The 12,418-nt window shown below is 43.4% G+C and carries 13 protein-coding genes; 11 read left to right on the top strand and 2 right to left on the bottom strand.

Annotation, left to right across the window (positions count from 1 at the left end; genetic code table 11):
* Nucleotides 1–19: 19 nt before the first annotated feature.
* The 4 genes from ACPUYX_RS08885 to ACPUYX_RS08870 all read left to right on the top strand — a co-directional run bounded on the left by ACPUYX_RS08885 (nt 20) and on the right by ACPUYX_RS08870 (nt 3,495).
* Nucleotides 20–1,192, top strand: coding sequence for a glycosyl hydrolase family 18 protein (locus tag ACPUYX_RS08885; protein ID WP_426379334.1), 1,173 nt, complete (start codon nt 20–22; stop codon nt 1,190–1,192).
* Nucleotides 1,193–1,318: 126 nt separating this feature from the next.
* Entirely contained in the window at nt 1,319–1,870 is a 552-nt protein-coding gene (gene rnmV, locus ACPUYX_RS08880; RefSeq protein WP_426379333.1) for a ribonuclease M5, read from the top strand.
* Nucleotides 1,854–2,684: a 16S rRNA (adenine(1518)-N(6)/adenine(1519)-N(6))-dimethyltransferase RsmA gene (gene rsmA / locus ACPUYX_RS08875; protein ID WP_426379332.1), complete on the top strand. Its 831-nt coding sequence runs from the start codon at nt 1,854–1,856 to the stop codon at nt 2,682–2,684. The genes rnmV and rsmA overlap by 17 nt, the downstream gene beginning before the upstream one ends.
* A gap of 217 nt (nt 2,685–2,901) precedes the next feature.
* A complete protein-coding gene (locus tag ACPUYX_RS08870) occupies nt 2,902–3,495 on the top strand; it encodes a hypothetical protein (RefSeq protein WP_426379331.1) in 594 nt (197 codons plus the stop codon).
* A 10-nt stretch (nt 3,496–3,505) separates the two neighbouring features.
* Here ACPUYX_RS08870 and ACPUYX_RS08865 read toward each other — a convergent pair whose 3' ends face one another.
* A complete protein-coding gene (locus tag ACPUYX_RS08865; protein WP_426379330.1) occupies nt 3,506–4,384 on the bottom strand; it encodes a glycosyltransferase family 2 protein in 879 nt (292 codons plus the stop codon).
* A 93-nt stretch (nt 4,385–4,477) separates the two neighbouring features.
* On the opposite strand from ACPUYX_RS08865, the gene yabG reads away from it, so the two are divergent.
* Nucleotides 4,478–5,314, top strand: a complete 837-nt coding sequence (gene yabG / locus ACPUYX_RS08860) for a sporulation peptidase YabG (RefSeq protein WP_426379329.1) — start codon at nt 4,478–4,480, stop codon at nt 5,312–5,314.
* 95 nt (nt 5,315–5,409) lie between these two features.
* Here yabG and ACPUYX_RS08855 read toward each other — a convergent pair whose 3' ends face one another.
* Nucleotides 5,410–5,748, bottom strand: coding sequence for a L,D-transpeptidase (locus ACPUYX_RS08855; protein ID WP_426379328.1), 339 nt, complete (start codon nt 5,746–5,748; stop codon nt 5,410–5,412).
* 122 nt (nt 5,749–5,870) lie between these two features.
* Between ACPUYX_RS08855 and ACPUYX_RS08850 the strand changes: the two genes are divergently transcribed.
* The 6 genes from ACPUYX_RS08850 (at nt 5,871) to spoVG (ending at nt 12,356) form a co-directional block, all read left to right on the top strand.
* Nucleotides 5,871–6,671: a cyanophycinase gene (locus ACPUYX_RS08850; protein WP_426379327.1), complete on the top strand. Its 801-nt coding sequence runs from the start codon at nt 5,871–5,873 to the stop codon at nt 6,669–6,671.
* Between the two features lie 91 nt (nt 6,672–6,762).
* On the top strand, nt 6,763–9,414 hold the full coding sequence (gene cphA, locus ACPUYX_RS08845) for a cyanophycin synthetase (protein ID WP_426379326.1): 2,652 nt from the start codon (nt 6,763–6,765) through the stop codon (nt 9,412–9,414).
* Nucleotides 9,415–9,570: 156 nt separating this feature from the next.
* The gene (gene ispE / locus ACPUYX_RS08840) at nt 9,571–10,437 is read left to right on the top strand and encodes a 4-(cytidine 5'-diphospho)-2-C-methyl-D-erythritol kinase (protein WP_426379325.1); all 867 of its coding nucleotides are present in this window, start codon (nt 9,571–9,573) and stop codon (nt 10,435–10,437) included.
* Between the two features lie 20 nt (nt 10,438–10,457).
* The gene (locus tag ACPUYX_RS08835; RefSeq protein WP_426379324.1) at nt 10,458–11,153 is read left to right on the top strand and encodes a GntR family transcriptional regulator; all 696 of its coding nucleotides are present in this window, start codon (nt 10,458–10,460) and stop codon (nt 11,151–11,153) included.
* A gap of 2 nt (nt 11,154–11,155) precedes the next feature.
* Entirely contained in the window at nt 11,156–12,004 is an 849-nt protein-coding gene (purR, locus tag ACPUYX_RS08830; protein ID WP_426379323.1) for a pur operon repressor, read from the top strand.
* A 97-nt stretch (nt 12,005–12,101) separates the two neighbouring features.
* Nucleotides 12,102–12,356: a septation regulator SpoVG gene (gene spoVG / locus ACPUYX_RS08825; RefSeq protein WP_009617236.1), complete on the top strand. Its 255-nt coding sequence runs from the start codon at nt 12,102–12,104 to the stop codon at nt 12,354–12,356.
* Nucleotides 12,357–12,418: the final 62 nt, after the last annotated feature.

Below are 12,418 nucleotides of genomic sequence, written 5' to 3'. Positions count from 1 at the left end.
GAAGGAGTTGAAGCGCAGCATGAAACGGTTTCTGACTTTTATGATGAGCAGTACCTTGATTCTGGGACTTGCCTTAACAGGATGTTCGAATGTACCGACTCCTAACACGCCATCAAATCAACAAAAGCAAACTTCAGAGAGTACACAACCCCCGAAAGCTGAGGCAGGAGCCACTCGGGATTCTGTTTTGGGATCAGACAAACGAGTTGTTATGGGATTTTACACAGATCCGGAAGGGCCGACTCCCGGTTCAAAGGCATCCATGACCAAAAACGGAAAGATGCTTGATGAAGTTGCCTTTTTCTGGTATTCCTTTGATGGTTCGGGAAAAGTAATCCCAGCAGGAAACGTTGATATGAGTGCCAAAAACACGGCGAAAAAAAATGGTTCCAAAGTCTATGCATTGGTTCATAACATGAATATGAGCGGAAGTGTAGGATTTGATGCCAATTTAGCCCATCGTGTTTTAGCAAATCCCGGAGCACGTTCCAATTTTGTCACAAATTTGGTGAACCTTGCAATGAAGGATAACTGGGATGGAATATCTGTGGATATTGAAAAGACACCACCCGGTGACCGCAACAACTTTTCAGCATTTGTCGCGCAATTAGGCAAAGCATTAAAAGCCAAAGATAAAGTTCTCAATATCTCTATTCCTGCAAAATTTGTGGATTATCCCTCTGATTTGTGGTCAGGAGCCTATGATTACGCAGCAATTGGTAAGGCAGCCGATCAAGTTATTCTCATGACCTATGATGAACATGGTATGGGAACAACACAAGGACCTATTGCTTCACAGGGTTGGGTTGATCGTGTTATTACCTTTGCAGTTGGAAAGATACCAAGTAATAAGATTGTTATGGGGCTTCCCGTGTATGCTTACGACTGGGGATCAAACAAGCCAGTGATGCCGGATTATTTATCCTATGCTCAGGCTGTCGCACGAGCCAAAAAACATGGCGTTCAAATTTTAACAGATCCCAGTGCTAAAGTTCCACAGTTTACCTATACGGCAAATGGAGTTCGACACGAAGTATTTTTTGAAAATGCAGCAAGTTTAAAAACAAAAATGAAGTATACGTTACAACACAAGTTGCATGGTGTCGCTATTTGGCGACTTGGAATGGAGGATCCCTCAATCTGGAACTCTGTGTCGAGTACCTTTGGAACAAATAAATCAACAGCTAAGTAATAAATGTTAAATCAAATATCTGAATTTTTGGAGGGGGTGTAAACCCCCTTTTCTTTGTTTCTAAAATTTGAGTCTTAGCTGAATCTCGGGTAAGATAAAAGAGTTGGAAACGGAGGGAATATTGTAGTGATCAAGGAACTTATAGTGGTAGAAGGGAAAAATGACGCCCATGCAGTTCGCCTGGCCCTGGGAAATGTTGATATTCTTTGGACTGAAGGTTTCGGACTAACTAAGAAAAAACTGGAATATATTGCTGAAATGGCAGTTCGCCAAGGTGTCATTGTCTTTACAGACCCGGATACCGTTGGAGAGCAGATTCGCAAGCGTATAGGCAGCTATGTTCCTCAGGCTAAGCATGCTTATCTTAGCAAAAAAGCTGCGACGAAGCGGGGAGATATTGGGGTGGAGAATGCCAGCCTCGAGGAGATTCGCCGTGCTTTTGCTCATATTCAACAGGAGCAAGGGAGTTCAATTGAGACATTTAACATGGAAGATTTATGGTCGGCAGGCCTTGTGGGTTCGAGCCGGGCTAGTGATTTTCGCTTGGCCTTAGGGAGACGATTAGGGATAGGTGACAGTAATGCTAAACAATTTCTTCATCGCTTGAACCGGTTTGGGATATCTCGAGAATTATTTTTTAAGGCAGTTGAGGAGGTTAGACATGGAGAGCACTGCTGAATATGTCAGACGTCTAGTACGAAGTGGTTCACGTGCTTATAAATCCCTGGGACAAGTTTTCCTTGTCAGCGATCAGGCAATTGAGGGGATTGTTAAAGCAAGTACTATTAGACAGGATGTGCCCCTGGTGGAGATTGGCCCTGGGCTGGGCGTCTTAACACGAGCTTTGGCCCCTAAGGTCGAAAGGATGTGGGCTGTTGAATTAGACTCCCAGAAAATCGAAACTTTGAAGAAAGAGCTGCAGGGACTTCCCATCGAATTTGTACATATGGATGCTCTTGAACTTAATTTAAAAGAACTTTGGGGGGATCAAAAAGGATATTTGGTTGGCAATTTGCCCTATTACATTACAAGCCCTCTCATCATGCATTTTTTAGATCAAGAAGACGTTCTGAGTGGAATGACAATCATGGTTCAAAAAGAGGTAGCGGACAGGATAGCTGCCCCCCCGGGAAGTAGAACCTACGGGGTTTTATCCGTAGCAGTTCAAGTTTCGGCTCAGGTTACAAAAGTAATGGATGTTATGCCCAGGGATTTTTGGCCGTCCCCGAAAGTGACTTCTTCTGTACTTCGGTTGGATCTTCGTCCTTATCCAGGTCTCGAAGTTGATAAAACAAAGTTTTTCCGAGTTGTAAAAGCTGCTTTCAGCCAGCGCCGTAAAACCTTGGGTAACTCTCTTTCAGCAGGTTTAGCCATGGATAAGGAAGTTATAGTTAAAGAATTGAATAAGGCTGGAATTTCAGATGGACGACGGGCAGAGTCATTAAGTATTGAGGAATTTCAGGTTATAACGAAGTTATTTACTGATAGTTGACCACAGAAGTAAGAAAAGGTTTTTAAATATATTTAAAAAGGAAAGGCCTATTAAATCAATGGGCCTTTCCTTTTTTGTACGATCAGCGCCAGCCAAGTTATCTTTATCACGATGTCTATCTTTTCAGGAGTAAGCATAAAATTGGAGAAATTTCCGAATTCTATGGAAGCGTATCTTTTGTTTTATTATAGAAGGATTAGATTAAAGGAGGATAGGTTTGAGTAAAGCAAGTAACCACCGGTTAATGAAGTGGTCAAATATTGTTGCAACACTGGCGACAACCGTATTGGCGATAACTGCTTTAATAACTGTTTATTTGACGGTAGCCGCCTGGAAAGTACAGCAAGAAACAGCGCGGCCATACTTTGTTTTAAAGGAATCACCTCAAGTAGTTCTGGGGAATGAGCTGAATTTAGAATTAAAATTTAATAATGTTGGGGTTCATCCGGCGGTGAATTTATCAAGTGAAACCATTGTTTTTGAGGAAAGTTTAGCGGGAGAACCGATTCACCATGATGAATCGGCCATTGTCAACGAAATTCCCAAGGATGCTCTGTCAAGTCTGGTAATGACACTTCCAAGTGAGAAGCCTAATAATCAGCAAAGTGATATCACGCCTCATTACGTTGTTGTTGACTTACAATATGGAGATCCGATTTTAAATAAATCATATAACCAAACTATTTATATGAAATGGAATGGGATTGAAAAAGGTAAGGTTCAGCCAACGGTTCACGTTCGGGTCGATGAAAAGACGAGAATTTTACAATACTTTCAAAAACATGGGATAGATCTTAAAGAAAGAAGTTAGCGGTTCCTGGCTAAACATTTGTTTCATCTGAGGATATTAAACTGCAAGCCAAGGCAGGGGTTCTGGGAAGAATAACATGTTGTTCGTAAAATATGCCCCGGGATTTCAACCCTTGTTCCCAAGTGTGGAGCAGATCGAAACGTCTTTCCGGGTGATATCCAAGTAACTGATGCTTGCCAAGTGAACGGGTTGAAGGAAGATTTTGGCTTAGAGTTATTCCCATAAGGCAATCGCCGATAATGGTTTCGGCAATTAAGCGGGCATGGCCCCGGTGTTTTCTGGGAGAGTGAAGCCTTTGATGAGGAATGGAAGTTGCTACTTTTATCATGAGATCCAATTTTTTGGCCCAAAATAAGGTGAGAGGCGGAATCGCTATAGCCTCAGGCGGTATATTTGACAAAGCCAGCTTGGAAAGGGCATGGGGTCCGTGTGTTGGGGTAGATAGGCCGAGGTTTTTGAATAAATCGAGTTCGCGATTGAGTTTGGCACGAAATTTCAGAACAAGATTGGCAAGCTTTTGGCGATTGGTGATATAGGGATAACAATTTGTTAGGGCGACATCAACTCCAGAGTTTACTGTTGTGATGAGAGAAAGCAGGTTTTCATAGATATCGCCGGACATATCGCCATCGACAAAAAGGGTTCCATCAACGCCTAAAGAGCGGGCATAAAGGGCCCCTACCGCTCGAGGTATATCAATGCCTAAAGGGTCTGAAAAGAACAATATATGGATACGGGAATCGGGAATGGAACGAGCAAGTTCTAGGGTCTGATCTGTGCAGCCATTGAGAACCAAAATAATATAATCTACGGGAAGGCGCAACACCGTAGTTAAAACTGCCAAAATGCTCTTCTCCTCATTTTTGGCGGGTATAATTGCAGAGAACATCCTTGCTCCTCCTTTGGGATTTACTAGTTATAGTATATGTCGTTTGCTGGTATGCGACATAAGATATAGCGAAAAGGGGAAGGAGGGGAGTCCATGTTTCGAGTCGGGGATATTGTAGCGAGACTTTCTCATCAGCAGGATATTTATTTTCACATCGTTAATGTTATTGATGGTAATCAAGGCGAGCGTTCAGCAATCATCAAAGGACTTAATTTAAGACTGCTAGCTGACGCTCCGTTTTCGGATCTGGTGTCTAAAAGTCCAGTCGAAGTTATGAACTACGAACGAGAAGATAATAAAATGATCTATCAGAAGTTACACAAGCTTACAAGTCAGAGAAAGGCAGTACAAGACGACTTAAAGGAGTATTTTGAAATCCCCGGCCGGGTTCTGCAGTTGGATGGGGATCAAGAGTATTTAAATCAATGTATAAGGACCTACCGTCAAATGGGAATTGAAGCCAAGGGAATTTGTAAAAGTGAGGTTGAACAACCTAAAGTTATTCGCAGAATTTTGCAAGAAAATCCAACGGATATTTTAGTATTAACTGGTCATGATGGATTTTTGCGTGGGAAGAAGGATTTTCATAGTCTGGACAGTTATCGGAGTTCGAGGTATTTTGTAGAGTCAGTTTTAGAGGCCCGCCGCTTTCAGCCTAATCGAGATGGTCTGGTGATTTTCGCTGGGGCTTGTCAATCCAACTATGAGGCTATTCTGGAAGCTGGGGCAAATTTTGCCTCATCACCGAAGAGGATGTTGATACATGCCTTTGATCCGGTGTTCATAGTCGAAAGAATCGCCTTTACTCCTATGGATCAAATTGTCTCGGTCAAAGATATTTTGATGCATACGATCACAGGAACGGACGGGGTTGGCGGGATCGAGACACGGGGGCAAATGCGGCGAGGTTATCCAAGAAGTCCTTATTAATGTGTTAGAGAGCGGTTGTGTTTGTTTAACAGTCCGCTCTCTTTTCTCTTAACCACATTCTTATTAACTTGTATAAATGGCTAGTTCCTTGTTATCTAAGATTGAATTTTAACAGGTGTTCCTATTTCTACATGTTGATAAACAAATTCCACATCATGGTTATACATGCGGATACAGCCTTTAGATACAGCTTGACCGATACTGGCTGGGTTACTTGTGCCGTGAATCCCATATTCAGGAAGAGAAAGGCCCATCCAGCGGCTGCCAAAGACCCCTCCAGGATACATAGCTTTAGTTGCGATGTAGAAGAAACCATGGGGCGTGGGAGTTTCGTTTTTGCCAACGGCAATTGGAAAACGATTTATCAGGCGGTTGTCTTCGTAAAGCTCAAGTTGGCGGCGTTGGGTATGAATTACAAGAGAAGAACTGGACATTGATCTTATGCCTCCTTTCTTCACCAAAGGGTATAGTTCATGGTATGTAAGGGATTCTTGAATGTTCGTTGCATAATACCCCTTCTTTAGGCGGAAAATAAAAAGGACTGGAGGGATTTTATTTGACAGAACATGTGGAAGGAAAGCTGCTCATCATTGGCGGCGCTGAAGATAAAAAAAATGAATGTAAAATTCTCAAGCGTTTTGTTCAAGAAGCAGGAGGAAAGGAGAGCAGGATTACGGTTTTGACAGCCGCGACAGAATTACCTTTGCAAGTGGGAAATGAGTATCATTCCTTATTTCTTGAATTAGGGGCGCAGGAGGTACAGGTTCTCGATGTTTCTGATCGCATACAGGCCAACAGGAGAGGGATCGGCAAGGAGTTTGAAAACTCAACGGGAGTTTTCTTTACCGGCGGAGATCAATTAAGAATTACCGGTTTGTTGGGCGGAACTATCTTGGGAAGCACACTCCAACATTTATATGAACGCGGAGTAATTATTGCAGGAACCAGCGCAGGGGCTTCTGTGATGTCGGATACGATGATCGTAGGCGGCGAAGCAGGGACTGCTAAGAAAGATTCTTTAACAATGGCACCGGGACTCGGCCTTTTGCGTTCTGTAGTTATTGATCAGCATTTTGCCCAACGGGGACGGATAGGACGCCTTTTATCGGCGATATCTCACAACCCATATGTTCTTGGAGTCGGAATCGATGAAGATACAGCAATTTTAGTTCAAGATGATGCAAGGTTTTCTGTGGTGGGCAGTAATACAGTAACTGTGGCAGATGCGTCTTCCTCCACCACAACTAATGTTTCTGAAACGAGCCCGGGTCAGTCTTTAGTTTTAAGTCCGATTTTGCTGCATGTTCTATCCGATGGTTATGGTTTTGATCTAAAACGAAGGGAATCCTTACTTTAAAGGACTGATTTAAAGTGAGGAATACCAAATGGAAAAAAGGTTAAAACTATTGTAGTATGATCCATGCTATTGAAGGGAGAAAAACAACATAATGGAGATAAGAGAAATCCAAGCGATCGAAGGGGCTAATGTTTACTGCCATCGGCCAATTATTCGAGCGATTGTGGATCTCCAAGAATGGAAGGAACGCTTCAGTAATGAGTTAGGAGATTTTTCTTCTCGTCTTACCCAAACGCTGCCATTATTAGGTGAGCACTATTGTTCCAGAGGGAAACCAGGAGGCTTTTTAGAGCGTTTGCATGAAGGTACTTTAATAGGACATGTGATTGAGCACGTAACTATTGAATTGCTGACCCAAGCGGGGCAAACTGTTAAATACGGAAAAACAATGGCTATCCTCGAAGAGCCGGGTTGTTATGAAATTATTTTTAACTATGAAGCAAAAGAGGGGGCAATTGAAGCGTTTCGTCAAGGATTTGCTTTAGTTGAGACTCTTTTGAAGAACGGAAGCTATAATGTTTCAGAGGCAATCCGGAGAATTCAAAAGGTAATGAATGACTATAAACTTGGAGTTTCAACGCAAATGATTGTAAATGCTTGCCAAGAGCGGAGTATTCCTGTATGCCGTTTAAATGGCGGCAGCTTGCTCCAATTGGGTTATGGCCGCAATCAACGACGGATTCAGGCGACCGTTACCGGAGAAACTTCAAGTATTGGGGTAGATATCGCCTGTGATAAAGAATTAACGAAGAAGATCCTTAGTGAAGGAGGAATTCCGGTCCCCTGGGGAGTCATCGTTAACACGGAAGAAGATGCTGTAAAGGCCTTTCTTGAAATGAATACCACTGTAGTGATCAAGCCTTTGCGGGGGAATCAAGGAAAGGGGGTTACTTTACAGCTCTCAGGTGCCAGTGAAGTTAAAGCTGCCTTTAAGGTTGCTCAGAATTATGGAGAATGGGTTATCGTTGAAGAATATATTTCCGGACAACATTATCGCTTGGTCGTTGTGGGAGATCGTTTGATAGCTGCAGCCCAAAGAATACCGGCACATGTGGTAGGTGATGGGGTATCAACCATTGCGGAATTAGTAGATAAGATTAACCAGGATCCACAGCGTGGGGATGATCATGAGAAAGCTTTAACGAAAATTAAGATTGATCCTGTAGTGCTTCTAACACTATCTCAAAAACAAATGACTACCTCCACTATTCCATCCTTGGGAGAGATTGTTTATTTGCGGGATAGTGCTAATCTCAGTACCGGAGGTATAGCGCTGGATGTGACAGATCGGGTCCATCCTGATAATGTCGAGTTAGCCGTACATGCTGCTCGATTAATTGGGTTGGACGTTGCAGGGGTAGACATAGTTATCGAAGATATAGAAGAGTCCTATCGAAATAATAATGGGCATATTATTGAAGTTAACGCGGCACCAGGTATTCGCATGCACCATTTTCCAAGTATCGGTCAACCTCGAGACGTTGGAAAGGCTATTCTTGATCATATCATGCCAACAGGAAACGGGAGAATTCCCATAATCGCTATTACTGGTACCAATGGGAAAACCACAACAACTCGTATGATCAGCAAAATGTTGAGCGACCAACAGCTTCAGGTAGGTATGACTTCAACAGATGGCATTTATTTTAACCAAAAATTATGGATCAAAGGGGATATGACAGGACCGGAAAGCGCCAGGATTGTCTTAAGGCATCCGGATGTCCAGGTGGCAGTTCTGGAAACCGCACGGGGAGGAATACTGCGGGCAGGTTTAGGTTACGACTATGCTGATGTCGCGGTCATCACCAATGTTTCAATAGATCATCTCGGCCAGTATGGAATCGAAACTCTTGATGATATTGCCCATGTCAAGAGTCTTGTCGCAGAGGTCGTTAAACCTCATAGTTATGTTGTATTAAATGCTGATGATCCCCAGGTTGTTGCTATGGCTAAACGCACACAGGGACGAGTTATTTTATTCAGTACAGAGAAGGATAATATTCATGTTCGAAAACACCTGGGTTTAGGCGGAACAGCTGTCTTCGTCATACGCGGAATGATTGTACTTTGTCAGGGCTCAGAAAGTTCTCGAGTCTGTTCAGTAAAACAGCTTCCGGTTACATGGGATGGAAAGGCGAAACATAACCTCCAAAACGCGTTAGCGGCAGTTGCAGCAGGGTGGGCTTTAGGGTTAGGCGCTGTAACCATACGAAATTCTTTAAAAACGTTCTCTTCAGATATAAATTGCAACCGGGGACGTTTAAATCTTTACGAGTTAAACGGGGTTCAAGCTGTTATTGATTATGGACATAATGCCGCCGGAATTCAGGAAGTATGTAAGACCCTAAAACAACTTAGCCGTAATAACTCTTTAGTAGGGTGTATTACCGTTCCGGGCGACCGTCCCGATGAGCTGGTGCGCGAAGTTGGCAGGGTTGCCGCTCAAGGTTTTAATCGGCTTGTGATTCGCGAGGATACAGACTTACGGGGACGAAAACCCGGAGAGATTGCTAATGTCCTTTATGATGAAGCGGTCCGTTCCGGAATGGATAAAAATAAAATTATGATAGTTCTGCCTGAGATTGAAGCATTTAAGCAAGGTCTTGATAGTTGTAAATCCGGAGATACCTTTGTCATGTTTTATGAACATCTTGAACCGATTGAAGAAGAAATTCAGCGGAGGTTGGAGCTGCAAACTGAAAGCAAAAAATCTATCCCCCATGAGTTGGCGGTCGGAGGTTAATCGTTAAAAAATAAAAATTAAGCTGTGCAAATCATGGAGCGATGGGCTGTCCCTCGCTTCTTTTCTTTTTGATTCAGGAGAGAATGCTGGAATCCTTCGAGAAAACATGTATAATAAAAAGAAATGCATTCCTAACGTTCGGAGATGGTTATAGTAATGAAAGATCCTTTCCTTACAACGTTCGCTTATGCTAAGATAAATTTTGCCTTAGCGGTTCTAGGAATCAGGGATGATGGATATCATGAACTTCAAAGTGTAATGCAATCGATTGATTTACATGACATTGTACAGGTGAGGCGTAGGGGTGAGACTATAACGTGTCACTGTGGAGAGCTAAGCGGCAGAGGAAATCTCGCGTATATGGCGGCCGAATTATTTTTCAGGGAGCTTGGGTTCTCAGATGGTATAGAAATTGATATTGACAAAAAAATCCCAATTCAGGCCGGTTTAGCTGGCGGGAGCAGCGATGCGGCGGCGACATTTCGGCTATTGAATCAACTTTATGATAACCCTTTGACAGCGGAAAAACTGTTAGACCTCGCAGGGGAGTGTGGCGCCGATGTAGCCTTCTGCCTTAGAGGCGGAACCATGTGGGCTACGGGACGCGGGGAACAGCTTGAATGCATGCCAAACGTTCCTAATATCGACCTGGTTTTGGTTAAACCAACGCTAGGCGTGAATACTGGGGAAGCTTATCGAAGGTTTGACGGAGAGGGTAAACGCGGATTTCTCTCGAGATCGGATTGGGAGAACGCATTAAAGGAATCGTCGCCACAGCAGATTGCAGCGTTGTTAGCCAATGATTTAGAGATTGCTTCGATGCTAATGGTTCCGGAGATTTCCGAACTTAAGCAACAGTTGCTGGAAGAGAACTGTTATGGGGCTTTAATGTCAGGCAGCGGATCGAGCGTCTTTGGGATTGCTAGAGACGAAGAACATGCACGAAATGTTGCCGAAAAAATGAGGAAAAGAGGCTGCGAAAACGTTTGGGTGACTAAAACTGTAGGTAGTGAACCAATTTAGTGTGAAAGGGGAGCTGTTAAATGGAAAAACGATTATTACCAGTAGTGCTTGATGGTTATAAACCTTTGCGGGAGATTGTTTTTGAGTCTATGCGGGAGGCTATTCTTAATGGAGTCCTTGAACCCGGGGAGAGATTAATGGAAATTCAGCTGGCTGAAGAAATGGGTGTCAGCAGAACCCCTGTGCGCGAAGCTATACGCAAATTGGAGCTGGAAAATTTCGTCGTTATGATTCCTCGGAAAGGTGCCTATGTAGCGGGGGTTTCCCTCAAAGACGTTGCTGATGTTTTTGAAATACGCTCTGCCCTGGAGGGTCTGGCAGCAGGCTTAGCTGCCGAGCGGGTTACAGATGATGAATTAGAACAAATGGAACAGGCATTATTTTACCGAGCAAATGAAGGCGAAATGGATTTAGAACAAATCGTTAAATCAGACACGGATTTTCACGCCCTTGTTTATAAAGCAAGCCGCAACGAACGCCTAATTCAGATCCTGGCAAATTTGCGCGAACAAATTCAACGTTTTCGATCAACTTCGTTAGCAGTTCCCGGTCGGAATAAGGACGCTATCGAAGAACATCGCATGATTGTGGAAGCCTTAAGAAATCACAACAGTGAAGAGGCCCAAGCACTGGCCATGGCTCATATCGTGACTGCCGAGAATGTTATGTTTGAGACTTTAAGAATTAACAACGATCCCGGTAAGGCGGACCAATAATTGTGGAAAAGATGAAACGAGCGGAACGTATGGTGGCTATCACCCAATTATTAATGGCAAACCCGAATGTTCTGACTCCACTGACCTTGTTTGCAGAACGATTTGGTACTGCAAAATCTACCATTAGTGAGGATCTTATGGCGGTTAAAGGGAGTTTTCAGCTTTCCGGACAAGGCCGTTTGGAAACCATTTCCGGAGCAGCAGGTGGGGTGCGTTATATTCCGGAAATTTCAGGAAAAGAAGCGGCTCATTTTTTAAGCAGCCTGGCACAGCGGCTTAGCGAGAAAGAAAGGATCTTAGCGGGTGGTTTCCTTTATATGACTGATCTCCTTTATAATCCGGCAGTTCTTCGCCCACTGGGACTGATTTTTGCAAGTGCTTTCAGAGAGAAAGAACCTGAAGTTGTCGTTACCATTGAAACAAAGGGTATTCCTTTGGCCCTGGTAACAGCAGAAGCCCTCGGCTTGCCCATGGTGGTAATTCGTACGGGAAATAAAGTAACTGAGGGGTCCTCGGTAAGTATTAATTATGTTTCCGGATCATCTCGTCGTATTCAGACCATGTCCCTGTCACGCAGGGCTCTGGATCCCAGACGAAAAGTTCTGGTGATTGACGATTTTATGAAAGCAGGAGGTACTGCCTTAGGCATTAAGAATCTGATGCAGGAATTTGAGGCAGATGTTATCGGTATCGGAGTTTTGGTAGAAACTCAAATAACCTCTGAGGCAAAACTTGTCGATGGGTATTTATCACTTTTGAAGCTGCGCGAACTCGATTTGAACAGTGGAAAGTCAACTATAGTCCCTGATGATTTACTATTCGATAAAATATTAGGCAATTATTCAACCTAATCAAAATTTTCCCGAATTGCAGGCAGGATTTTTTTACCATGCAGAGAATAACATTATGGACAGACCTGGAAAGCAAAGGGAAGGGTGGTGATTCATAATGAATATTACTGATGTGAGGGTTCGAAAGATTAACACGGAAGGTAAGATGAAGGCAGTGGTTTCCGTGACCTTTGATAATGCGTTTGTTGTGCATGATGTCAAAGTAGTCGAAGGGATGAATGGTATCTTTGTTGCGATGCCTAGCCGAAAAACACCTGAGGGAGAATTTCGTGATATCGCTCACCCTATTTCCGCTGCAGCACGGGAAGTCATTCAGACTGCTGTTTTAAAAGCGTACCAAGAAGCGATCTAATTAATTTAAAAGATTAAGGAGACCTTGGGGGTCTTCTTTTTTTGTTGGGTAAAAAGAAAGCG

It is taken from the genome of Desulfosporosinus sp. SYSU MS00001, assembly GCF_049943955.1.
In the GTDB taxonomy this organism is placed as follows: Bacteria; Bacillota; Desulfitobacteriia; order Desulfitobacteriales; family Desulfitobacteriaceae; genus Desulfosporosinus.
Note: the sequence above shows the minus strand (reverse complement) of the source record. Positions and strands in the feature narration are given on the sequence as shown.

Bases quoted from the DNA above. Each gene is read 5' to 3' on its own strand.
- ACPUYX_RS08885 (WP_426379334.1), top strand. From the start codon at position 20: ATGAAACGGTTTCTGACTTTTATGATGAGCAGTACCTTGATTCTGGGA.
- rsmA (WP_426379332.1), top strand. From the start codon at position 1,854: ATGGAGAGCACTGCTGAATATGTCAGACGTCTAGTACGAAGTGGTTCA.
- ACPUYX_RS08865 (WP_426379330.1), bottom strand. From the start codon at position 4,384: ATGTTCTCTGCAATTATACCCGCCAAAAATGAGGAGAAGAGCATTTTG.
- yabG (WP_426379329.1), top strand. From the start codon at position 4,478: ATGTTTCGAGTCGGGGATATTGTAGCGAGACTTTCTCATCAGCAGGAT.
- ACPUYX_RS08855 (WP_426379328.1), bottom strand. From the start codon at position 5,748: ATGTCCAGTTCTTCTCTTGTAATTCATACCCAACGCCGCCAACTTGAG.
- cphA (WP_426379326.1), top strand. From the start codon at position 6,763: ATGGAGATAAGAGAAATCCAAGCGATCGAAGGGGCTAATGTTTACTGC.
- ispE (WP_426379325.1), top strand. From the start codon at position 9,571: ATGAAAGATCCTTTCCTTACAACGTTCGCTTATGCTAAGATAAATTTT.
- ACPUYX_RS08835 (WP_426379324.1), top strand. From the start codon at position 10,458: ATGGAAAAACGATTATTACCAGTAGTGCTTGATGGTTATAAACCTTTG.
- spoVG (WP_009617236.1), top strand. From the start codon at position 12,102: ATGAATATTACTGATGTGAGGGTTCGAAAGATTAACACGGAAGGTAAG.